This is a genomic window from Rhizobium sp. Pop5, from assembly GCF_024721175.1.
Classification (GTDB): domain Bacteria; phylum Pseudomonadota; class Alphaproteobacteria; order Rhizobiales; family Rhizobiaceae; genus Rhizobium.
In genome coordinates this window covers 3180001-3203789 of the sequence record NZ_CP099399.1, presented here as the reverse complement: position 1 = coordinate 3203789, position 23789 = coordinate 3180001, and the positions used below count along the sequence as shown (strand labels likewise).

The 23789-nt window shown below is 62.7% G+C and carries 20 protein-coding genes (1 of these 20 running past the window's edge); 6 read left to right on the top strand and 14 right to left on the bottom strand.

Annotation, left to right across the window (positions count from 1 at the left end; genetic code table 11):
• Positions 1-46: 46 nt before the first annotated feature.
• From NE852_RS18040 to NE852_RS18015, 6 genes are all read left to right on the top strand, one after another.
• On the top strand, positions 47-370 hold the full coding sequence (locus tag NE852_RS18040) for a helix-turn-helix transcriptional regulator (protein ID WP_008536352.1): 324 nt from the start codon (positions 47-49) through the stop codon (positions 368-370).
• A gap of 48 nt (positions 371-418) precedes the next feature.
• Positions 419-868, top strand: a complete 450-nt coding sequence (locus NE852_RS18035; protein ID WP_037175534.1) for an SRPBCC family protein — start codon at positions 419-421, stop codon at positions 866-868.
• A 207-nt stretch (positions 869-1075) separates the two neighbouring features.
• The gene (locus NE852_RS18030; protein ID WP_008536354.1) at positions 1076-2059 is read left to right on the top strand and encodes a tripartite tricarboxylate transporter substrate-binding protein; all 984 of its coding nucleotides are present in this window, start codon (positions 1076-1078) and stop codon (positions 2057-2059) included.
• A 217-nt stretch (positions 2060-2276) separates the two neighbouring features.
• Positions 2277-2738: a tripartite tricarboxylate transporter TctB family protein gene (locus tag NE852_RS18025; protein WP_008536355.1), complete on the top strand. Its 462-nt coding sequence runs from the start codon at positions 2277-2279 to the stop codon at positions 2736-2738.
• A gap of 9 nt (positions 2739-2747) precedes the next feature.
• Complete coding sequence (locus tag NE852_RS18020; protein ID WP_008536357.1) at positions 2748-4253, top strand: tripartite tricarboxylate transporter permease; 1506 nt, start codon at positions 2748-2750, stop codon at positions 4251-4253.
• A gap of 106 nt (positions 4254-4359) precedes the next feature.
• On the top strand, positions 4360-5529 hold the full coding sequence (locus NE852_RS18015; protein WP_008536359.1) for a M20 aminoacylase family protein: 1170 nt from the start codon (positions 4360-4362) through the stop codon (positions 5527-5529).
• Positions 5530-5731: 202 nt separating this feature from the next.
• Here NE852_RS18015 and NE852_RS18010 read toward each other — a convergent pair whose 3' ends face one another.
• From NE852_RS18010 to NE852_RS17945, 14 genes are all read right to left on the bottom strand, one after another.
• On the bottom strand, positions 5732-7519 hold the full coding sequence (locus NE852_RS18010; RefSeq protein ID WP_258155899.1) for an adenine deaminase: 1788 nt from the start codon (positions 7517-7519) through the stop codon (positions 5732-5734).
• Complete coding sequence (locus NE852_RS18005; protein ID WP_008536362.1) at positions 7516-8436, bottom strand: nucleoside hydrolase; 921 nt, start codon at positions 8434-8436, stop codon at positions 7516-7518. Before NE852_RS18005 ends, NE852_RS18010 begins: the two co-directional genes overlap by 4 nt.
• A gap of 4 nt (positions 8437-8440) precedes the next feature.
• On the bottom strand, positions 8441-9466 hold the full coding sequence (locus tag NE852_RS18000) for an ABC transporter ATP-binding protein (protein ID WP_008536363.1): 1026 nt from the start codon (positions 9464-9466) through the stop codon (positions 8441-8443).
• Positions 9459-10238 carry an ABC transporter permease gene (locus tag NE852_RS17995; RefSeq protein WP_008536364.1) on the bottom strand — a complete coding sequence of 260 codons (780 nt, stop codon included), beginning with the start codon at positions 10236-10238 and terminating at the stop codon, positions 9459-9461. The genes NE852_RS18000 and NE852_RS17995 overlap by 8 nt, the downstream gene beginning before the upstream one ends.
• Positions 10235-11062 (bottom strand): ABC transporter permease, encoded by an 828-nt coding sequence (locus tag NE852_RS17990; protein WP_008536365.1) that lies wholly within the window; start codon positions 11060-11062, stop codon positions 10235-10237. Before NE852_RS17990 ends, NE852_RS17995 begins: the two co-directional genes overlap by 4 nt.
• Before the next feature lie 64 nt (positions 11063-11126).
• On the bottom strand, positions 11127-12149 hold the full coding sequence (locus NE852_RS17985) for an ABC transporter substrate-binding protein (RefSeq protein ID WP_008536366.1): 1023 nt from the start codon (positions 12147-12149) through the stop codon (positions 11127-11129).
• Position 12150: 1 nt separating this feature from the next.
• Positions 12151-13194, bottom strand: a complete 1044-nt coding sequence (locus NE852_RS17980) for a LacI family DNA-binding transcriptional regulator (protein ID WP_008536367.1) — start codon at positions 13192-13194, stop codon at positions 12151-12153.
• A 163-nt stretch (positions 13195-13357) separates the two neighbouring features.
• Positions 13358-14797, bottom strand: coding sequence for an efflux transporter outer membrane subunit (locus NE852_RS17975; protein ID WP_037175546.1), 1440 nt, complete (start codon positions 14795-14797; stop codon positions 13358-13360).
• 149 nt (positions 14798-14946) lie between these two features.
• On the bottom strand, positions 14947-18057 hold the full coding sequence (locus tag NE852_RS17970; protein WP_258155898.1) for an efflux RND transporter permease subunit: 3111 nt from the start codon (positions 18055-18057) through the stop codon (positions 14947-14949).
• A 48-nt stretch (positions 18058-18105) separates the two neighbouring features.
• Positions 18106-19308 carry an efflux RND transporter periplasmic adaptor subunit gene (locus tag NE852_RS17965; protein ID WP_008536372.1) on the bottom strand — a complete coding sequence of 401 codons (1203 nt, stop codon included), beginning with the start codon at positions 19306-19308 and terminating at the stop codon, positions 18106-18108.
• A 156-nt stretch (positions 19309-19464) separates the two neighbouring features.
• Positions 19465-20067, bottom strand: a complete 603-nt coding sequence (locus NE852_RS17960) for a TetR family transcriptional regulator (protein WP_008536373.1) — start codon at positions 20065-20067, stop codon at positions 19465-19467.
• A gap of 105 nt (positions 20068-20172) precedes the next feature.
• Complete coding sequence (locus tag NE852_RS17955) at positions 20173-21117, bottom strand: phosphoribosylaminoimidazolesuccinocarboxamide synthase (RefSeq protein ID WP_258155897.1); 945 nt, start codon at positions 21115-21117, stop codon at positions 20173-20175.
• 187 nt (positions 21118-21304) lie between these two features.
• The gene (locus tag NE852_RS17950; protein ID WP_008536374.1) at positions 21305-23047 is read right to left on the bottom strand and encodes an SLC13 family permease; all 1743 of its coding nucleotides are present in this window, start codon (positions 23045-23047) and stop codon (positions 21305-21307) included.
• An 89-nt stretch (positions 23048-23136) separates the two neighbouring features.
• Positions 23137-23789, bottom strand: partial view of a phosphoribosyltransferase gene (locus NE852_RS17945; protein ID WP_037175558.1) — the 3' portion only. 46 nt of this gene lie beyond the right edge of the window; only the last 653 of its 699 coding nucleotides appear in the window; its start codon lies off the right edge, out of view — the gene reads right to left on this strand; it ends in the stop codon at positions 23137-23139.

Below are 23789 nucleotides of genomic sequence, written 5' to 3'. Positions count from 1 at the left end.
GCCTATAAGGAGCATAACAGGCAACCAGATGGTTCCATATAAAGACATGGATGATGATGTGGTTTTCCGGGCTCTGGCGGATGCGAGCCGACGGCAATTGCTGGACCGGCTGCATGCCAGGAACGGCCAGACGCTGGGCGAACTCTGCCAGGGACTTGCCATGACACGCCAGGCGGTGGCGAAGCATGTTACGATCCTGGAGGAGGCTAATCTGGTTTCATCCGAGCGCCGGGGCCGGGAGAAGCTGCATTTCATCAATCCGGTGCCGATCAACGCGATCGCGCAGCGCTGGATCAGCAAGTTCGAGCGGCAGCGGCTGAATGCGCTGGCCGACCTGAAGGAAACCCTCGAAGGCAAGGGCCGCAACTGACGGCCCTGCCATCGGGAGTACTGACACTTGGCCAAAAGGAGCATCATCATGGCTGGCAGTACATATAACTACGTCACCTTTATCCGCACGACCCCGGACCAGCTCTGGGCGGCGTTGACGACGGCGGAATTCATGAAAAAATTCTGGCTCGGCGCGCATTTCGAGACCGAATGGAAGGCGGGCGCGGCCTGGAGACTTCTGTTCGAGGACGGATCGGTCGCCGATACCGGTGAAATCCTGGAATGCGACCCGCCGAAACGGCTGGTGCTGAAGTGGCAGAACGAGTTCATGCCGGAGTTGAAGGCCGAAGGTTATTCGCGATGCGTGATGGAGATCGAGCCGGTGACTGAGACAGCCACCAAGCTGACGGTCACGCACTCTATCGAAGTCGAGAATTCCAAGCTCATTAATGCCGTGTCCGGCGGCTGGCCGCGCATTCTCTCCAACCTCAAATCGCTGATCGAGACCGGCGAAGTGGTGCTGCCGCCCAAGAAATAAGGCAGTTGCCGTCAGCGATGGGTGGATTTCCACCCATCGCATCCGCCGTTTGTTTCCAAATCGACCCATGCTGCATCTTATCCTCGCAGAATCGTCTTTCGAAAGCGGCGGGGATGATTGCGGTTCGATTTTTCCCGGCGGCAGATAGGTGATCCCCGGCGCAGAGGATGCGTCGGTGGGCTCGCTTGTTTCATCAGGGAGGAAACGATGAAAATCCTGAAGGCCATGCTCGGCCTGACCGCGGCTGCTGCGGTCTCTCTTCTCGCCGGCGTCGCTTCGGCGCAGACCTATCCCGAGCGCACCATCACCATGGTCGTGCCTTTTGCCGCGGGCGGCCCGACCGATACCGTTGCGCGTCTTGTCGCCGAATCAATGTCCAAGGATCTCGGCCAGCAGATCGTCGTTGAAAATGTCGGCGGCGCCGGCGGCACGCTCGGCGCCGGCCGCGTGGCGAGCGCCGATCCCGACGGCTACACGATCCTGCTGCACCATATCGGCATGGCGACCAGCGCCACGCTCTACCGCAAGCTCGCCTACGACACGCTTGGGGCCTTTGATTATGTCGGCCTCGTCACCGAGGTGCCGATGACGATCGTCGCACGCAAGGACTTCGAGCCGGTCGACCTCAAGGGGCTGATCGACTATGTCAAGGCCAACAAGGACAAGGTGACGGTCGCCAATGCCGGCATCGGCGCGGCCTCGCATCTCTGCGGCATGATGTTCATGAGCGCCATCCAGGCGCCGCTGACGACTGTTCCCTACAAGGGGACCGGTCCCGCCATGACCGATCTGCTCGGCGGCCAGGTCGATATCATGTGCGACCAGACCACCAACACGACGAAACAGATACAGGGCGGCACGATCAAGGCCTATGCGGTGACCTCGCCCAAGCGGCTCGACGTCATGAAGGATATTCCGACGGCCGTCGAAGCCGGTCTGCCGGGCTTCGAAGTCGGCATCTGGCACGGCATCTACACGCCGAAGGGCACGCCGGCCGCGATCAACGAACGCCTGTCGAAGTCGCTGCAGGTGGCGCTGAAGGACCCGAATGTCGGCGCCCGCTTCGCCGAACTCGGCACCGCACCTTCGTCCGACGCTGATGCGACGCCGGCTGCGCTCAAGGCCAAGCTGGAAAGCGAGATCGCCCGCTGGAAGCCGGTGATCGAGGCTGCCGGCGAATATGCCGACTAATCTTGAGGGTGTGCCAGGAGCCCTTCACCCTACCCTCTCCCCGCTGGGGAGAGCGGACGTCCCATGTGTAGGCTGCATCCGCCGCAACGTCGTCGCTGTCGAAAGACGGGAAGAGCATGCCGCGAGTCTTCCTCTCCCCTCGGGGAGAAAGTGCCCGGCAGGGCGGACGAGGGGCGCCACGACACGACATCAACCATCTCCAAACCCAGGAGACACCATGAAATCCATCAGTTTCGATAGGACCAATGCGATCTGCGGCGCGCTTTTCGTCGCGACCGGCGCTTTCTTCGCTTTCCAGTCGCTGGGGCTCGATCTCGGCACGGCGTTGCGCATGGGCCCCGGCTATTTCCCGTTCATCCTTGCCTGCGCGCTGATACTTCTCGGCGCGATCATCTTCGTTCAGGCGCTGCGCGTCGAGGGGGAGCCGGTCGATCCCTTCGCCTGGCGCGGCATGTTCTTCATCCTGCCGGCCCCCGTCTTCTTCGGTCTGACGGTGCGGGGGCTTGGATTTGCGCCGGCGCTGTTTTTCACCGCCTTCATCGCCTGTTTCGCGTCGCGCAAGATGAATGTGGTGTTCGCGGTCATCCTCTCGCTGCTGCTGACGATCTTTTCGGTCGCCGTTTTCAGTTATGGGCTCGGGCTGCCATTCGAACGCTTCGGCCCCTGGGTCCGGTTCTAGGAGGCGATGGTGGATCTTTTCAGCAACCTCGCGCTCGGCTTCGCCACGGCGGCGACGCTCGACAACCTTCTCTTCTGCCTGATCGGCGTGCTGCTCGGCACGCTGATCGGGGTGCTGCCCGGCATCGGCGCCACGGCGACGATCGCCATGCTTCTGCCGATCACCTTCCAGCTCGAGCCGGTTTCCTCGCTGATCATGCTCGCCGGCATCTATTACGGCGCGCAATATGGCGGCTCGACGACGGCGATCCTCATCAATATGCCGGGCGAATCCTCTTCCGCCGTCACCGCGATCGACGGCTACCAGATGGCGCGCAAAGGCAGGGCGGGTGCGGCTCTGGCGATCGCAGCCCTCGGTTCTTTCTTCGCCGGCACGGTCTCCACCTTCCTCGTGGCGATCTTTGCGCCGCCGCTGACCGCTATCGCGCTGCAATTCGGATCGGCCGAATATTTCTCGCTGATGATTGTCGGCCTCGTGTCCTCGATCGCGCTCGCGCATGGTTCGGTGGTCAAGGCTTTGGCGATGGTGGCGCTCGGGCTGCTGCTCGGCCTTGTCGGCACCGATATCTATACCGGCACGCCCCGCTTTACGCTCGGCATCCGTGAATATGCGGACGGGCTGAACTTCGTGGCGCTCGCCGTCGGTGTCTTCGGCGTGGCGGAAATCCTGCGCAACCTCGAGGGCGAGTCGACACGCGCGGTGCTGATGGCCAAGGTGTCCGGCCTCCTGCCCTCCCGTCAGGAATTCAGGGAGATGATCGCGCCGATCATCCGCGGCACGGCAATCGGTTCGGCGCTCGGCATCCTGCCGGGCGGCGGGGCGATCCTTGCTTCCTTCGCTTCCTATACGGTGGAGAAGCGCATGTCGAAGACGCCGGAGGAGTTCGGCCAAGGCGCGGTTGCCGGCGTGGCGGGGCCGGAATCGGCCAATAATGCCGGGGCGCAGACCTCGTTCATTCCGCTCCTGACGCTCGGCATCCCGGCCAATCCCGTCATGGCGCTGATGATTGGCGCGATGATCATCCAGGGCATCGTCCCGGGACCAAACGTCGCTACCGAGCAGCCGGCCTTGTTCTGGGGCATCATCGCCTCGATGTGGATCGGCAATCTGATGCTCGTCATCCTCAACCTACCGCTGATCGGCCTGTGGGTGAAGCTGCTGACCGTGCCTTATTACGTGCTCTTCCCCGTCATCATGGCCTTCTGCTCGATCGGGGTCTACAGCGTCAATTCCAATGTCTACGACCTCTATGCCGTCGCCTTCTTCGGCCTCATCGGCTACGTGCTGGCGAAGCTTCGCTGCGAGCCTGCGCCGCTGCTGCTCGGCTTCGTGCTCGGGCCTTTGCTGGAGGAGAACCTCAGGCGCGCCATGATCTTGTCGCGCGGCGATCCCAGCACCTTCATCACTCGGCCGATCAGCGCCACGCTTCTGGCGATCGCGCTCGCCGTGCTCATCGTTGTCTTCCTGCCGAGCGTCAGGAAGAAGCGCGAGGAGGTCTTCGTCGAAGAGGCTTGAGGGTTGAACTCGGAGGCTGTTTGATGAACAAGAGATCATCTCAGCGGGCGCCGTTCGGGCGCCCGTCTCGCATGAAGGGATATCCAGGCCCCATGAGCATTTCCCGATGAGCATTCCCGCCCGGATCAAGGACGATCTGCCGTTCCTCACCGCTTTGCGCCGCGATCTGCACGCTCATCCGGAACTCGGCTTCGAGGAGGAACGGACCGCCGGCATTGTCGCCAGGCTTCTTGAGGAGGCCGGCATCAGCGTGCATCGCGGGCTTGCCGGCACCGGCGTCGTCGGCACGCTGCAGGTCGGCAATGGCACGCGTAGGATCGGGCTGAGGGCCGATATGGATGCGCTCGCCATGCCTGAAATGGCGGAGCGGCCCTATAGGTCGACAGTGCCTGGAAAGATGCATGCCTGCGGCCATGACGGCCATACGGCGATGCTGCTCGGCGCCGCGCGGCATCTGGCGGCGACGCAGATTTTTTCCGGCATTGTGCATTTCATTTTCCAGCCGGCGGAAGAGGGCCGCGGCGGAGCCAAACGCATGGTGGAGGAGGGGCTGTTTCAGCTTTTCCCCTGTGACGCGGTCTACGGCCTGCACAATATGCCGGGGCTCGATGTCGATGAGGTCGCCGTGGTCGAAGGGCCACAGCTTGCCTCCTCCGATAGCTGGCGCATCAACTTTCGCGGCATCGGCACGCACGGCGCCAAGCCGCATCTCGGCCGCGATCCGATTACGGCCGCTGCCACTTTCCTGTCATCGCTGCAAACAATCGTCGGGCGCGTGGTCGATCCACTGCAGCCGGCCGTCGTCAGCGCCTGTTTCCTGCGGGCGGGCGATCCCAAGGCGCTGAACGTCATCCCCGATACGGCCGAGATCGGCGGGACGGCACGAGCCTATTCGCCTGGTGTCCGCGACCAGCTGGAAACGGAGATCGGTCGGCTGGCCAGCGGAACGGCTGCGATGTACGGCGTAACGGTCGACTATAATTTCGAGCGTCGGATTCCGCCTGTCGTCAACGATGCGGACGCGATGGCGAGGGCGCTGGTTGCGGCCGGTGCTGTCTTCGGCGAGAAAGTGCGAACGAGCTTCCCGCCGTCGACAGCAGGCGACGATTTCGCCTTCTTCGCGCAGAATGCGCCGGGTTGTTATGTCTGGCTCGGTAATGGCCCGGCGGTGGACGGGGCGCTGCATCACAATACGGCTTATGATTTCAACGATGGGGCGCTTGGTTATGGGGCGGCTTATTGGGTGGCGTTGGTGGAGCGGGAGTTGAAGGGTTAGCTGGCGCGTACAGCCCCCTCATCCGGCTGCCGCCACCAACCGGGGCGAGCCACGGGTCTCGCCCGTCCTTCGGACCCCCGCTGGGGAGAAGGGACTCGCGGCAACGTCTCGATTCCTCTTCTCCCCTCGGGGAGAAGGTGCCCGTAGGGCGGATGAGGGGGCTGCACGGCAATCCCCTCGTTTGCGGTCTGTGCGTCTCGACTTACCAAGTCTCCAGCACCGGGCTTTCCAGCACCTGCCCCGTCAGCACATCGGCAATCCCCCGGTCCGTCTGGTGCGGGCCGGCATTGCAGGCGAGGGTGGCGCCGAAGCAGGCCTTGAAGACGCGGTAGGGCGGTTTCCAGTCGACGATCTTGTCCATGCCCTTGCGGATGTCGGCGAAGGCGGAGGCGGTGTCTTTCAGTGAGGCATCGGTGACGAGGCCCGAGAGCGGCAGCGGCAGGATCGCCTCGATTTGGCCGTCCACGGCGACGGCCATGCCGCCGCCGGCTGATATCACGGCGTTGGCGGCGAGCGCCATGTCGCGGGTATTGCCGCCGAAGACGGTGAGGTTGTGGCTGTCATGCGAGACGGTGGTGCAGAAGGCGCCGCGCCATTCGCCCCAGCCGGTGAGGAAGCCGATGTGCGTGATACCATCAGCTTTTCCGTGGCGATGGGCGACGGCGATCATGGCGCTGCCGGCGGGCGGGACGACAAAGCCGTCCCTGACTTCCGTTTCGGCCTCGCCCCATTGGGTGAAGCGCGGGCGGTCGATGGTGGCGACGCGGACGCGCGCGCCCTTTGCGGGGATGCGGAAGTCGTTCTCGGTCAATGCTGACAGTTTCACGGAATTGGTGAGAGGAGCCGTATCGAGCGGCTGAACGGCCGCCTCCATGGCGCCGTTGCGGGCAACGATGCGGCCGCTTGATATGACGAGCCGCGCGCGGAATTCCGTGACGTCGTCGAAGAGAACGAGGTCGGCGCGGCGGCCGGCGGCGACAAGGCCGAGATCCGAGCGTTTCAGCCGCTGCGCCGCATTGAAGGTCGCGGCACTGAGCGCCCATTCCGGCTTCATGCCGTAGCGCACCAGGCGTTTGATGACATCGTCGAGACCGCCGCTTTCGAAGAGTTCATCGGGAAAAACATCGTCGGTGCAGAGCGTCACGGTTGGGGGCAGGTGGCCGAGATCGTTCAGCACGTCGACGAATTCCTCCAGGAGATGGTCGTGAGAGCCGCGCAGCTCGATCGTCAGGCCGGCGGCAAGCTTGGCAGCGAGGTCGGCGCCGGAGGTGAGTTCGTGGTCGGAGGTGACCCCCGCTGCCATGAAGGCGTTGAGGTCGGCGCCTTCAAGACCCCGGGCATGGCCGCAGACGAGCTTGCCGGCGGCAAGGCCCGAATTGACGATGGCGTTCATGTGCGGATCACCATCGATGACGCCGCGCATGTTCATGACTTCGGCAACGCCACCGACGGCCGGAGAACGCAGCATCTCGGCGATGATAGAGGCATCGAAATCCGCACCGGCCAGTTCCAGGCCCGGCGCTGAGGGCACGCAGGAGGGCGCGAGCAGGATCATGCGCAGCGGCAGCACGCGCGCCGCCTCGATCGCCCAGCGCACACCGTCGAGGCCGTGAACGTTGGCGAATTCATGCGGATCCCAGACGACCGTGGTGACGCCACGCGGCAGCACGGCGCTCGCATATTCTGCTGGCGTCACCATCGAGCTTTCGACATGCATGTGCGTGTCGATCAGGCCCGGCGTCAGGACGGCGCCGGTTGCATCGATGATCTCGACCGCGTCCGTGCGGCTTGCCGGGGCATGGACGCTTGCGATGAGGGCGCCAACGAGACCGATATCAGCCTCCCGGATCAGGCCTGTCACCGCATCGAGCAGGCGCCCTCCGGTGATGAGCATATCGAAGGGGGCGTCGCCGCGGGCGGCGGCAACGGCACGGGCACGCAAGGCCGGGTGGTTGAGATCGAAAGGCTCCTGATGAGGGGTGGCGGTCATTTGCGGGCCTCGCTGATCAGGGCGGCGAGAATGATGGCACGCGCCTTGTCGGCGTCGATCTCGGCAGCAAATTGCGCATTGAAGGTCGCATGCGTGACGCGGGTCTCGACGACGGTGCGGCCGCGGGTCAAGGCGCCCTGCAGTTCGACGTCGATGCGCGCGGGGCGGAAGCTGACGAGATCGGGAGCGACGAAGGCGACGGCGGCCGCGGGATCGTAGATCGCCATGCCGGGACGGCCGCGGCTGGTGCCGATGTTTATATAACCAGCGAACATGTCGGCGAGCAGTTCGGCATTGGCGCCGCCGGCATTGCGCACCGGCTCGGCATCTTCGGGCCGGGCCACCACCTTGCGGCAGAGGTCGAGATCGACCATACGCAGCGGCAGGCCATGGGCGATAACGATTGCGAGGGCCTCGGGATCGGCGAGCGCGTTGAACTCGGCAGAGGCGGTATGGTTGCCTGATGTGACGCCGCCACCCATCCAGACGAGTTCGGTGACGCGGGCGGCGAGATCGGGGCGGGCGAGTGCTACGGCGGCGATGTTGGTGAGCGGGCCGAGCGCCAGGATGCGGGGCTGGCTCTGGTTTTCCAGCCAGCTGCAAAGTGCTGCGAAGGCATCGGTTTCGGCAAGGGCGGCGGCCTTCGGCAGGCTCTTGCCTGACGTCTGAATGCCGGTTTCGCCGAGGATCCCTTGAGCGGTTTCGAGCTTGCCGAGAACGGGTGCCGCGCGGCCGGTATGGATGGGGAAGGTCCAGCCGAAGGCGCTGGCGGCACCGGCGGCGTTCGCCCGCACCTGCGGGAGCGGCGCATTGCCGAAAACCAGTGAGATGCCATCGATCTCATGTTCCGACTGCGCCACCACCAGAATGGCGGCGATGTCGTCGAAGCCCATGTCGGTATCGATCCACACACCCATGATGTCACCCAAAGCGGTTGAGGTTGGCTGCGCCGGCAATCGGCAGGTCGAAGGCGAGCGCGCTGCCGATCTGGTGCGGCGGCAGGCTTGCATCGATCTCTGCCTTGATGGGCCCGAGCGGCGTATCGAGGAGATATTCGCGAGTGTTGCCGGCAAAAGACGTGCCGCGCACCGTGCCCTGGAAGGGACCGGCGCCGAGGACCACCGCCCGTGGACGCCAGGCGAGGCCCGCCGGGGCCTGCGGCGCCGGACCCGAAAGAGCGACTGGACCGTTCGGCGTCACAAGCTTTCCCTCCTTTAGCGCGAAGACATTCTCGAAGCCGACGAAATCGGCGACGAAGGCGGAGACGGGGTTGTTATAGATCTCTTCCGGCGTACCGATTTGCTCGATGCCGCCGTTCAGCATCACGACGATGCGGTCGGCGAGCGCCAGGGCTTCCACCTGGTCGTGGGTGACGAAGATCATGGTGACGCCGGTTTCCTTCTGCACGCGCTGCAATTCCGCGCGCATTTCGAGACGAAGCCGGGCATCGAGATTGGAGAGCGGCTCGTCGAGCAGCAGTACCTTCGGCTCCATCACCATCGAGCGGGCCAGCGCCACGCGCTGCTGCTGGCCGCCGGAGAGTTCGGCGGGTTTGCGGCCGGCGAAAGCGGTGAGGCCGACGGATTTCAGGCCGACGCCGAGGCGGGCGTCGAGGTCCGCGCCGGAGATGCCCTTGAGACGCAGGCCGAAAGCGACATTCTCATAGACTGTCAGATGCGGGAAGAGGGCATAGGACTGGAAGACCAGGCCGACGGAGCGCTTGTTGGCGGAGACGCGAGTTATATCGGCACCGTCGAGGCCGATGCGGCCGGAAGCCGGCGTCAGCAGGCCGGCAATGGCACGCATCGTCGTCGTCTTGCCGCAGCCGGAGGGGCCGAGGAGAGCAACGAGTTCGCCTTTGCCGATCTCAAGATCGAGGTTCCTCACGGCGACCGTATCGCCATAGCTCAGCGTCAGTTTGTCGAGTTGAAGATAGGCATCAGACATAACGCGAGAATCCCAGGAAGCGTTCGGCGAGGAAGACGATGCCGATCGAAAGGAAGGCGAGAAGGGCGGAAAGTGCCGCGATGGAAGGGTCGTAGGTGGTTTCCATATAACCCAGCATGTCGATCGGCAGCGTTCTGACGCCCGGGCCGGAAAGGAAAAGCGAGACCGGCACCTGATTGAAGCTGGTGACGAAGCCGAGGATGAAGGCGGCCAGGATGCCGCCGCGAATATTCGGCATCACCACACGGAAGAAGGCGCCAAGCCTCGAGGAACCGAGCAGGACGGCCGCTTCCTCGATATCCGAGCGCAAATTGTCGAGGCTCGCCGAAACAACACGCACGGCATAGGGCAGCACGAGGGCCGCATGGGCGAAAAAGAGGGCGAGCGTGATGTTGAAGCCGAAGGGCACGACGAGGTAACGCAGCAACGCCAGGCCGACAATGATGCCGGGGACGATGATCGGCAGCGAAACGATCGTGCGGACGATCTCCGCGGCGGGCAGCCGATAGCGCGACAGGGCGTAGGCGGCGGGGATGCCGAGGATGAGGGCCGCGAGCGTTCCGAAGACGGCGAGGAACATCGACATGGCGAAGCTGTCGCGGAAGCTTTCGATGGTGAAGACCTTCATCACCCAGCGCAGCGACAGGCCCTGTGGCGGGAAGGCCAGTGTGTCGCCCGCCGAGAGCGAGGCGGCGATGATGATCAGGAATGGACCGATCAGGAAGACCAGCAGGAGGAAGAGGACGGCGGGCGAAAAGAGACGGATGCTCATCTGCGGCTCCTCGCGGTCGCAAGACGTTTCAGCAGGATATTGGCGGCAAAGCTCATGACGATCAGGATGAAGGCGATGACGCTTGCCGAGACGAAATCACTGGCGACCGAAACCTGCTGATACATCAGCGTTTCCAGCATCAGCACCTTGGAGCCGCCGAGGATGGCGGGCGTGATGTAGGCCGTGAGCGAACCGGTGAAGACGAGTGTGCCGCCGATGACCAGACCCTCGCGCGTCAGCGGCAGGACGACCTTCCAGAAAACCTGGAACCAGTTGGCGCCGAGCACGCGCGCCGCGGGAATCGCATCTTTGGGCATGTTTTCAAGCGCGCTGATCAGCGACAGGATCATCAGCGGCAGGAAGAGCTGCAGGAGGCCGATGAAGACAGCGGTTTCGGTGAAGAGCAGGCGCAGCGGCTCGGCGCTCAGGCCTAGGCCCGTAATCGCCTGGTTGACGATGCCGGTGCGGCCGAGAATGACGATCCAGGCATAGGTGCGTGCCACCGGCGAGATCATCAGCGGTAAGGTGACGAGGCCGATCATGCGACCTTTGCCCGTTGGCGGCAGGTTGACGATCGCGAAGGCTGCGGCATAGCCGATGGCCGCCGAGACGGCGGTGACTTCAAGGCCGAGCCTGAAGGAGCGCAGGAAAACGGTGCGGTTCAGCGTCTCGGAAAAGAAGCCTGTATAGGCCGACAGCGTCCAGGCGCCGCCGGCGCGAAAACCCTCCGACAGCAGGATTGCGACAGGCAGCAGGAAAACCACCGTCGCAAAGACGGCTGCCGGCAGGGCAAGCGCCAGGGCTTCCGCACGGTTCTGGAACATGAGACGCCTTTTCAGGTGAGGAGGGCGGCCCCGGCGGGAGAGCCGGGACCGGTTCATGCGAGCCTTACTGGCCGACCTTCTCGTTCCAAGTCTTCAGCCAGCCGGCGCGATTGTCGAGGGCTATGGCGGAAGGGATCAGCTTGAGGCTCTTGGCCGTCGCCTCGCCATAGGTGAGATTGTTGGCGGCTGCCTCGGAGAGCTTGACCTCGCTATTGGCAGGGCTGTCGATCAGCTTTTCGGCGAGTTTGGTCTGGGTCTCGGTCGAAAGCCAGAAATCCACGAACTGCATGGCGAGATCCTGGTTCTTCGAACCCTTGGTCAGCACGAGAACGTTCATGCCGCCGGTCTGGCCCTCCTTCGGCGTCGCCCAGGCAACCGGGAGGTCGAGCTTGGTGAAACCCGCCCAGGAGAAGCGGCCGATCGGCGCTGCCCAGATCTCTTCCTGCTGCATGAGCTGCACGAGCTGCGAGGATTTTTCGTAGAAGGTGACGATGTCGTCCTTCTTCTCGCCCAGCGTTTCGATCGGGCCTTTCAGATCGGGCGTATCCTTGCCGAGCGCCAGGCCGAGCATATAGAGCGCCGGCGGGCCTTGATTGGTGGTCACGTTCGGAAACGCGACGTGGCCGACATATTCCGGTTTCAGGAGATCAGCCCAGCTATCGATCTTCATCTTATCGGAACGGTACGCGATCGAGGTGGCATAGAAGGTATAGCCGACGCTCATGCCGTCGCCGTTCGGATCCTTGGCGACGTCGTAGAGCTTGGAGAAATTGCTAAGCTTTGCGGTGTCGATCTTGTCGATCAGGCCGTTGCGCGCGGCGGCGAGTGCATCGGCCATGGAAACGGCGGCGAGATCGATGACGGGGTTGGCCTTATTAGCCTGCATCTTGGCGAGGCGCTCGACGCTGTTGCCAGTTTCGACCACCAGCTTGCAGCCGCATTTGGCTTCGAAGGGATCATAGACCAGCGTCTTGAAATCATCCTGGGCGAAGGCGTAGACGGAAATGGTCAGCGTTCGCTCGGCTCCCGAGGCGCCAAACGGCGATAGCGCGAGGAGCGCTGCCGAGGCAATCAGAGTTTTCTTCATCCTACATGTTCTCCATCTCTGAGGTTTTTAGTGCCGGGTTCGCTGGCCCGGATGATTGGCGGACGATCAATTGCATGGCGACACGTTCGATCTCCGCGGTAACGAGCATGCCTTCCCGGCTGCCGCTCGTTCTTATGGTGCTGACCAGGGCCGACACGGCGATCTCGGCAATCCTGTCCATATCCATCCTGACCGTTGTCAGCGACGGTGTAACCACGGACGACCAGATGAGGTCGTCGAAGCCGGTGACGCTGACATCGGTGGGAACATTGATTCCGGCCTGCTGCAACTCCGTCAGGGCGCGAACTGCCTGCAGATCGGAGAGGGCTGCGAAGGCGGTAAAGCCCTGCCCGACCTTTTCGGCGAGGCCAAGCGGGCAGCCACTGCCGATATCCTGCTCCAGCCTGTTGATCCACAGCGTTTCGCAATCGATATTCGGGCGCATGCCGAAGCGGACGCCGCCGGCGCGATCGTTCTGGACGTTGGATTCCTGATTGTTGCCGATGATGAGAATGCGACGGTGGCCGAGTCCCGCGAGATGCGCGGCGATCTCGCGCCCACCCTGCCAATGGTCGGCGGCAACGGTGTTGCCTGGTGTCGAGGGGGTATCGATGACGGCGACCGGACAGGCGGCGGAAGAAATGCGCGTGGCGCGGCGGGGGATGATGACCATGCCGTCGACGCCGCGCTCGACCAGCCGGCCGATCGCCTCGGTCTGGGCGGCGATATCACCACGGGAGTCGGCAATCAGGACGCCGTAACCCGCGGCGGAGGCGGCGAATTCGATCGCCTGCGCGATCTTCGGAAACAGCGGGTTGGCGATATCGGGCAGGACCAGCCCGAGAACGCCGCTGCGGCCAGTTCTGAGGGCCCGGCCGGCCTGGCTCGGGACGTAGCCAAGCTCTGCGGCATGCTCCCGGATTCTTTCAACCAATTGGCCGGAGACCCGGCCCTTGCCGGAAAGCGCGTTGGAAACCGTGGCGACGGAGACGCCGAGCGACGTCGCTATCTTGCTGAGGTTCGGACCCGGGCGCGGTGAAGCCATGATCGAGCGCGTTCTGATTAATCGTTTAATCAGGCTTATATCAGCAGCTGCCGCTTGTCGAATCCAAATTCCTCTTGTGCGCACCTATTCCGTGCGGAGTGGTATGAAAAAAGCCCCGCGAGACGATCGCGGGGCTTTGTATTTTCCAGAAAGGCAATGCCGATCAGCTCTTGGCAGGTTTTGCCGGCGCAGGCTTCACCGGCGCAGTGATCTTGCCGTCCGGAGCATAGCCGCCGCCGACTGCGATGTTCAGCGAGACATAGTCCTTGGCCATCTGCTGGACGGACTGGGCAAGGCTTGCCTGGGCGAGCGAAACCTGACGCTGTGCGTCGAGAACGTCGAGCAGCGAAGAGGCGCCGTCCTTATAGGATGCTGTGGAAAGTTCGAGCGTTTCCTGCGTGGTCTTCACCTGCGCCTGGAGTGCAGCGACCGTCTGGGCATCGCGCCGGACAGCCGAGAGTGCGTTCTCGACCTGCTCGACTGCGGTCAGCACCGTCGACTTCCAGTTGAGATAGGCGGTTGCGGCAGTGGACTGTGCCGACTTGACGTTGGCGCGCAGGCGGCCACCATCGAAGATCGGCAGGTTGAGGGTCGGGCCGAAGGACCAGGGCGTCAGTCCGCCATGGATGCCGCGCTGGTTGATATAGGACGGCGAGATCGAACCGCTGAGCGAGATGCTCGGATAAAGCTGCGCCTCGGCAACGCCGATATTGGCCGTTGCGGCCGCAAGATCACGTTCCGCGACGCGGATGTCAGGACGGTTGCGGATCAGATCGGCCGGGATGCCGGAGGTGATGCCGCCGCGGAATACCGGCTGACCGGAGCCCTTCAGCAATTCATCGACGAGAGCCGAGGCCGGCAGGCCGAGCAGCGTGGCGATGTGATGGGCTGATATGCGGATATTGGTTTCGAGGCCGGGAATTTCGGCAAGCGTCGACTGGACGAGACCTTCGGCCTGAACGACGTCGAGACGCGAGGCGGCGCCAGCTTCAAGCTGGAACTTGGTCAGTTCGTAGGTTTCCTGGCGAGACTTCAGGTTGGCCTTCGAAAGCGCCAGACGCTGTTGATAGAAGCGAACGTCGATATAGCTCGAGACGAGATCCTGCACGAGGGTCAGCCTGGCAACGTCAGCCGATGCGTAAGCGGAATCGAGCGAAGCAAGCGCGCTCTCCGTGTTGCGCTTGTAGAGCCCGAAGAGATCGAGCAGCCAGCTCAACTGGACGTCGCCGCCACTGGTGTTGCGCGTGTCGACCTGGGTGCGTAGCTCGCCCCTCTGGCCGCTGACCGTGTGCGAGGCGCCGACCGTCAGGCTCGGCAGGCCGCCGGCGCCGGCGGTGGTGACGTTTGCGGAAGCCGCATTGATTCGTTCGATCGCCTGCTGAACCGTCAGGTTCTGATCGAGGCCGGCCTTGACGTAGCCGTTCAGTCTTGGGTCCTTGAAGGCGGTCCACCATGCTGCGGTAGCAACGTCGCCGTTACTCTTAGTCCCGCCTTCTCCAAATTTGGCGGGCAATGGCATTTCAGGAGGAACATGATCCGGGCCAACGACACAGCCCGACAGTAATAACAATAATGCCGGTGTGGCAAAACGAAGAGATACCATTCATTTCATCCTGTACTCGAGCAAGTCAATTCTTGTCGGAAGCTTCATACTTCACTATTGGCCGCCGCGCCTCGTCCTACCAAAACACCATGCCGAAGCAGTCGGGCGCAATGTAGCAATCGGAACAGCATTATCACAGTGCATTTTTATCACAGTCCTGCCGCATTTTTGTCGCGTGTGGCAAAGATGCGTCGGATGACGACGAAAAACGACGGCACGAAGAAAATGCCGAGCATCGTCGCCGACAGCATGCCGCCGAGAACGCCGATGCCGATGGCGTTCTGCGCCGCCGAGCCCGCGCCCGTCGCGATCGCCAGTGGCACGACGCCGAGAATGAAGGCAAGCGAAGTCATGATGATGGGCCGCAGGCGCAATCGCGCCGCTTCCAGCGTCGCTTGGTAGAGCCCCATGCCGCTTTCCATGCGGTCCTTGGCAAATTCGACGATCAGGATCGCGTTCTTCGCGGCCAGCCCGATGGTGGTCAGCAGACCGACCTTGAAATAGACGTCGTTCGCCTGGCCGAAGACCGTTGCCGCCGTCAGCGCGCCGAGAATGCCGACGGGCACCGCCATGATCACCGAGAAGGGGATCGACCAGCTTTCGTAGAGCGCCGCCAGGCAGAGGAAGACGACGAGAACCGAGATCGCGTAGAGCATCGGCGCCTGCGAACCGGAAAGGCGTTCCTGATAGGAGATGCCCTGCCAGGCGACCGTGTAACCGCCGCCGAGCTGTTCAGTCAGCGCTTCCATCTCGTTCATCGCATCGCCGGAGGAAACCCCGGGCGCGGAGGCGCCGTCGAGCGGAATGGCGCTGACGGCGTTGAAGCGGGCGAGCGAAGGCGCGCCCTTCACCCATTCGGTTTTGGTGAAGGCGGAGAAGGGCACCATTTTGCCGGCATTGTTGCGGGCATACCAGTGATTGAGATCGTCCGGCTGCATGCGGAAGGGCGCGTCGCCCTGGACGTAGACCGGCTTGATCTCCCCGTTCAGCGTGAAGTCGTTGACGTCGCGGCCGGTGAAGATGATCGACAGCATCGAATTGACCGAGGCGATGTCGACGCCCATGGCGCCGATTTTTTCCTGATCGAGGACGATGCGCATCTGCGGCTCGACCTCCTTGTTGCTGCTGCGCAGCGCTACGATCTTGCCCGACGTATTGCCCATCTGGATCAGCCGCTTGGAGGCGGCGGTCAGGGCATCATTGCCGTGGCCGCCGGTATCGACGAGATACATGGAGAAGCCGCTTGACACGCCGAGACCCTGGATCGCTGGCGGTAGGAGCGCGAAGACCTGCGCCTCGCGCATCGCAAAGAAGCTGCGCAGCGCACGGTTGACGACCGACTGGGCGCTCAGGTTCGGGTCGGTGCGTAGCGAGAAGTCCTTGAGCTTGGTGAAGACGATGGCACTGTTCTGTCCTGAGCCGTTGAAGCCGAAGCCCAGCGCGCCGAACACCGATTCAACGGCATCCTTTTCATTTTCGCGATAATATTTCTCGACTTTCTCAACGACCGCCTGGGTCTGCTGCGTGGTCGAGCCCGGCGGCGTGGTGACGATGGTCAGCAGCACGCCCTGATCTTCCTGCGGCAGGAAGGAACTCGGAAGGCGGGCGAAGAGATAGGCGCAGCCGGCGCCGACGAGGAGGAAGACCAGCATGACGCGGATCGGCCGCTTCAGGAGATAGCCGATGGCTCTGACATAGCCGTTGGTCGAGCGCGTGAAATTGCGGTTGAACCAGTCGCCGACGCGGTGTTTCCTGTGTTCGCCGACCGGCTTCAGCATCGTGGCGCAGAGCGCCGGCGTCAGGACGATGGCGACGAGCGCCGACAGCAGCATGGCCGAGACGATGGTGATCGAAAACTGGCGGTAGATGATGCCGGTCGAACCGCCGAAGAAAGCCATCGGAATGAAGACGGCGGTCAGGACGAGCGCGATGCCGACGATGGCGCCGGTGATTTCGCCCATCGATTTCTCCGTCGCCTCGAGCGGCGAGAGCTTCTCTTCGGACATGATGCGCTCGACGTTTTCGACGACGACGATGGCGTCGTCGACGAGAAGGCCGATCGCCAGCACCATGGCGAACATCGTCAGCGTATTGATCGAGTAGCCGGTGACCGCCAGCACCCCGAATGTGCCGAGCAGCACCACGGGAACGGCGATGGTCGGGATCAGTGTCGCGCGGAGATTCTGCAGGAAGACGAGCAGCACCACGAAGACGAGGACGATCGCCTCGATCAGCGTATGCACGACCTTTTCGATCGACAGCTCCACGAAGGGCGTCGTGTCATAGGGATAGGTGATCTTCACGCCTTCCGGCAAGGTGCGGCCGATGACGTCGAGCGCGGATCGCACGCGGGCGGCGGTATCGATAGCGTTGGCGCCGATCGCGAGGTTGACGGCGAAACCGGTCGACGGAAGGCCGTTGTAGCGCGAACTGCCGCCGTAGCTTTCCTGGCCGATTTCGATGCGCGACACGTCGCTCAGCCGCACCGTCGCACCGTCCTTTTCGACCTTCAGAATGATGTGCTCGAAATCGGCGACAGTGGTCAGCTGGCTTTGCGCGGTGATGGTGACGTTGATCTCTTGACCGGGGATCGTCGGCTGGGCGCCGAGCGAGCCGACGGAGACCTGGGTGTTCTGGGCTTGGATCGCCGACGTCACGTCGCTTGGGGTCAGCTGGTATTTCAAGAGCTTGTAGGGATCCAGCCAGACCCGCATGGCATATCCCGAACCAAAGACGTTGATGCTGCCCACACCTTCCAGGCGCTGGATCTGATCCTCGATCGAGGTCGACATGAGGTTGCCGAGGTCGACCGAATTACGCTTGCCGTCTGTTGAAACGAGCGAGCCGACGAGAAGGATGCTCGAGGTCGAGCGCGTCACGCGGATGCCGGCATCGATGACGTCGCCCGGAAGCTGCGACTGAACCAGCTGCAGCTTGTTCTGCACCTCGACCTGGGCGATGTCGGGGTTGACGCTGGTTCCGAAGGTCAGTGAAATGCTGGCCGAACCCGTCGACGAGGTCGAGGTCATATAGGTGAGGTCGTCGAGACCGGTCATGCCGTCCTCGATGATCGTCGTTACCGATTTTTCGACGGTCTCGGCGCTGGCGCCGCGATAGGTAGCATTGATGCGCACTGTCGTCGGGGCGATGTCAGGATATTGCGAGATCGACAGGGTGAAGATCGCGAGCAGCCCGGCGAGCATGATGGTGATCGCAATGACCCAGGCGAAAATCGGACGTCGGATGAAAAACTTGGCCATCAGTTGTTCCTGTGCGGCTGAGACGGTGACGATGCAGGCCTGGAGCGGTTATTTCGCTGCGGGTTTTTGCGTGTCACCGGCCGCTGGCTGCTCGGCAGCCACGACCACACCGTTGTCGTTGATCTTCATCGGGACGGGCTTCACCGGCATGCCTGATGTGATCGATTGCAGGCCGCTGACGATCAGCTGATCGCCGTCCTTGATGCCTTCGGTCACGAGCCAGGAATTGTTGGAGGGTGAGCTGTTTTCAAAGGCGCGAGTTTCGACCTTGCCGTCGGCGGAAACGAACTGTGCCGTCAGCCGGCCGTTGGCATCGCGGCTCGTCGCCAGCTGCGGCAGCGCATAACCGGCCTCGGCGCCGAGCTCGACCGTTGCGCGGACATACATGCCGGGCAGGACGACACGGTCCGGATTGGGAAAGAGTACGCGGATGATGAAGGTGCCGGTGGTCTCGCTGACCACCTGCTTCGACATGTCGAGCTTGCCCTGCTGGTTGTATTCCTTGCCGTCTTCGAGGATCAGATGGAAGGCGACGTTCTCTGCGCCCTTGATATCGCCGGCGGCCATCGCATCGCGCAGCCTCAGGAGGTTAGTGCTCGATTCCGTCAGAGAGATATAGATCGGATCGAGCTGACGGATCGTCGTCAGTGCCGTCGACTGGTTGGCCGAGACGACGTTGCCGATATTATAAGCGGTCTGGTCGATGACGCCGTCGAAGGGGGCGAAGATCCTCGTGTGGTCGAGGTCGATCTGCGCGGCGGAAAGCGCTGCCTTCGTCGATTCGACTTCGGCCTTGGCCTGGAGCAGCGTCGTCTTGGCCGTTTCGAATTCGATCTGGGTAGCGCCGCTGCCGACCAGGCGTTGATATCGTTCGAGGTTGCTTTCAGCGCTCGGGACGCTTGCCTCGGCCTTGGAGATTGCCGCCTTGGCCTGTTCGACGGCAGCGATATAGGGCGCGTCCTCGATCTGATAGAGGAGATCGCCTTTCTTGATCTCGCCACCTTCCTTAAAGGCGATTTCGCGGATGATGCCACTCACTTGCGGCCGGATGTCGGCCGTCTGGAAGGTTTCGGCGCGGCCGGGAAGGATCGTGGTGATCGGGAAACTGTCCTTCTTCAGCGTGACCACCCCGACCGGGGCGGCTTGCTGCGCCGCGCCGGCGTTTCCGGCAGGTTTGCCGGCGTTGTCGCTGCAGGCGGCGAGCAAAGCGCTGAAAGCGAGCGAGGAGATGAGGAGGGCACGCCGTATCATGCTGAAGTCCCTGTACGGTGGCAAACGCCGCTCGATCCACGGGCTCGGCCGGGCCGAGCGCAGGCTTATTTAAGCGTCAGGATTGAGTTGGCTGCAAATGCCGCGATCCGAATTTAAGAAAAGCTTTACAAAGTGACGTAAGTCAGCAATCGTCACTTAGCAAGCTTTATTTCGCAGTGCGGCATCCACCATGCACACGATTTCTTCGGCGCGGTGCACGAGTGTGTCCTTGTCGTCCCGGGCGATGAGGATGGGATGCAGGACGCAGGCGAGCACGTCGGCAACCGTATGTGCCGCGCGTTCGGGATTGGGGCAATGATAACCGCCCTCCGCCACGCCCGTGCGGATGATCTCGCCGAGCTTTTCCTCGATTCGGGCGCGATAGCGGTTGCCGGCCTCGAGTTTGGCCTCGATCGTCGACAGCACCATTTCGAAGATATAGGGGTTCTTCTGGATGTCCTGCAGATGGCTTTCCAGCAGGCGCAGAACGAAGCGGAGCAGTTGCTCCTTGGGCGACAGGTCCTCGTCGAAGGCGGCGAAACGTTCGGTGGCGTTGTCGAGATGGCGCCCGGCGATGGCATCGACCAGTGCGACCTTGGAGTGGAAATGCTTGAAAACGTTGGCGGGTGACATGTGGAGCGCGCCTGATATATCGGCGATCGACACGGCAGCGTAGCCGCGCTCCCGGAACAGCATCTCCGCCATGGAGAGGATGTCCTCCCGCGTTTCCTCGGCCTTGCGTCTCGGCCTTCTTGCCATTCGTCCCCCGCCGGGCAGAGCCCGATCCTTTTTGTCGATGCTAGCGCGACTGAATGAGATGCCGCAAGCCGGCGATCGGCATGGCGGCTTTCGCGCTTGGCCTTTTCAAGCGAAATAGGGGCTGAGGTTGTTTCGGATACGGGCAAGCGGGGTCTCGCCGCTGTCGTCGGGAACGAAGCGTTCGCCGGTGATTGCCTCGTAAGCTCTCATGTATACGGCTGAAGTCTGCTCGATCAGTTCGACAGGGATCTCGGGGATTTCGTCCTTATAGGGATCGCAGCGCTCCGCCACCCAGGCGCGGACGAAATCCTTGTCGAAGCTTTCCGGGCGCTTGCCGGCGGCGAAACTTGCCGGATAGCTTTCGGCAAGCCAGTAGCGGCTGCTGTCCGGCGTATGAATCTCGTCGGCGAGGATGATATTGCCGTCGGCATCGGTGCCGAATTCATATTTGGTGTCGACGAGGATCAGGCCGCGTTTTGCGGCCATCTCCTGGCCGCGGGAAAAAAGGGCAAGCGCGTATTGCGACAGGGTCTCCCATTGCTGCCTGGTCAGAAGACCGCGCGTGACGATTTCGGCAGGCGTCAACGGCTCGTCATGGCCGCCGTCGAATTCCTTGCTGGTCGGCGTGATGACGGGTTCGGGCAGGATCTGGTTGTCGCGCATGCCGTCGGGCAGACGCATGCCGTACATCTCGCGCTCACCTTTTTTGTAGAGCGTCAGGATCGAGGTGCCTGTCGTGCCGGCGAGATAGCCGCGCACGACGATCTCGACCGGCAGAATGTCGAGCCGCTTGCCGATGACGACATTCGCATCGGGATAGTCGAGGACGTGGTTCGGACAGATATCCCTAGTCGCCTCAAACCAGTAGCGCGCCGTCTGCGTCAGCACCTGGCCCTTATAGGGAATGCAGGTGAGAATGCGATCGAAAGCGCTCAGCCGATCGGTGCTGATGATGATGCGGCGCCCATCCGGGAGGTCGTAATTCTCGCGTACTTTGCCGCGATAATAGTTCGGCAATTCCGGGAAATGGGCTTCGGAGAGAATTCGCACGACGCTCGACTGTCCTTGTAGTTGGGTGAAGGTTTCCTGCTCTACTGCATAATTCCTTAAATCGGAATCGATTTAAGGACAAAATTATGCAGCACTCAAAATGCTACAGCGTCCTTTGCGCGTCTGAAAGACGCGCGGCGCCGTAGTTCCATTGCCGGCGAAGTCAAGCCGAGCTCCGAATATCGCATCACAGCCAGAACAGAGCCAGGAGAAATAGAGCGAGGCCGTAACTTGCAACAGCAAGCGGCCAGCCGGCGCGCAGGAAGTCGGCGAAGCGGTAGCCGCCGATACCCATCGCCAGCGTATTGTTGTGATGACCGAAGGGCGTCAGGAAATCCAGCGAGGCGCCGGCGGCGACCGCAATCAGATAGGCGTTCGGCGCATGCTGGCCGGCTCTTGCAAATTCCAGTGCGATCGGGCTCAGCACGATCGCAACGGTCGCATTGTTGACGAAGGGCGTCAGCGCCATCGCGAGGAAGAGGATGAGGGCGATGCCGAAGAGCGGATGGGCGATCGGCACCGCCAAGCTCAGCCAGCCGGCAATGGTTTCGGCCGCTCCCGTGCTTGCCACCGCCTGGCCGATCGGAATCATCGCCGCCAGCATGATGATGATCGGCCAATTGAGATCGGCCATGGCCTGGCGGATGTTCAGATGATTGAGCAGGGCGAGGACGAGCACGACGCAGGCAAAGGCGATGTCGGGATGCAAGCCGGCGGCCGAGGCGGCGACGCCGCAGGCAAAGAGAGCGAAGGGCCGCCATGAGGGGAGGGCCGGTTCGACCGGAGCTGTCGGGGCAAGCGGCAGGCACTCGCTTTCATCAAGCGCTTCGGCGATCGCCAAGCTAGGCCCCTCCAGCGTCAATATATCGCCGATCGACAGCTGGAGATCGAGAAAGCGGCCCTCGATGCGCGGCGCGCGCATGGAAAGGGCGGTGACCGCCACGCCGCGACTGTGAAAGACTTCGAGCGAGCGGATGCGCGAACCGACCAGCGTGCTTTCCGGCATGACGACGCTTTCGACGCGGGCGAAATCCGGATGCAGGGCATGCGGATGGTCGTCGCCGATCAGCGCCTGGGTGGCGGTAAGACCGGCAAAGACCGCGTCTGCGCCTTCCGCCAGCAAGACATCGTCCGGTCCGATCACCGACTGGTCGAGCGGACCGAAGACGAAGTTGTCGTTGCGGATCAGCGCATGCGGCTTGATACCGAAACGGGCCGGACAGTCGGAAAGCCGCGTGCCGATCAGCGGCGAGACATCGGGGACACGACGCTCGACGACGATGCGGCGGACAGCCGACGAAATCGTTGCCGGCGCCTCGTCGGGTTCCGGGAACAGGCGCTGTATTCGGAGGGTGACGAGCAGAATGCCGGCGATTGCGACCGGCAGGCCGACATAGGCGAAATCGAAGAAATGAAAGCCTGCTCCCGTCGCCTTGGCGAGCGCATCGCTGACAAGCAGATTGGCCGGCGTACCAATCAGCGAAACAAGACCGCCGAGCAGGGCTGCGAACGAGAGCGGCATGACGAGCTGTCGGCGGGGGATCGCGAGCGCCGTGCCGAGCCGCAACGCCACCGGCAAGGTAATGGCGAAAGCGCCGATATTGTTCATGAAAATCGAGATGAAGCCGGCAAGCGAGGACGTGCCTGATATCACCTTGAAATCGGAAGGCCTTGCGGCTGCGAAGCGGGCGGCCAGATTGTCGAAGAGCCTGGCGCGTGCCAGCACCTGGACGATCAACAGGATCTCGACGACGGTGATGACGACGGGACTGGCAAAGCCTGTGAAGATCTGGTCGGCCGGATAGAGACCGAGCGCATGGCCGGCAAGCAGCCCGGCGATCGAGACGACCTCGATGCGGAAGCGATCGAGTGAGAAGAGAACCAGCATTACCAGCAGAAGGATCAGCAGGGATGCTTGTTCGAACGACATAGGCGGATCCGGTGGTTCATCGATCAGGCGGACTGTAGCCGTTCTTCATCCGCTGTATAGAGCACTGGCCGGCAAAGATTGAACAATCCTCACGTCCTGCTTGAACTTCGTGGCACCTGCCACCTGCCTGCGGCATTCCGCTCCAGCATGGGCGTTGCGAAGACGCCGACGGTGCGTGCCATCCATTGTGCGCCGGCGGCTGCCAGCCTTTCGCGCCAGCGTTCCGATTGCAACATGGCAGCGCCGATGGCGACCGGTTCGATGCCGCAGGCCGTCAGCAGATTGAGGCCTGCAACGATCGAGGCGCCGCTCGAAATGACGTCGTCGATCAGCGCGACGCGCCGTCCCTCAAGCAGCGGCAGCATGCGTGGATCGACATAAAGGCGCTTCTGCTGCGCCGGCGTGGTGATCGAGGATAGGGCGACTGAGAGTTCGTCGCGGTACCAGAATTTACGGGAAGTGCCGAGCGGAACGTAGCGGCCCTGGCCAAGCTTCTGCGCCACGGCGGCGGCCAATGTCAGGCCGAGCGTCGGCAGGCCGGCGACGATATCGACGTGCATGGGCCTGATCTTTTCGGCGAGATTTTCCGCCAACGCATCGAGCACGGCGAAGCTCGTCTGATTGACGATCAGTGAGGCGAGGGCATGATCGCCGCCATCAAGCACGCGAATCGGCAGGCGAAGCTGGCGGCCGTCGTCGAGTGTTGCGACATAGAAGGAGGTAAATTCTTCCGCGTCGGCAA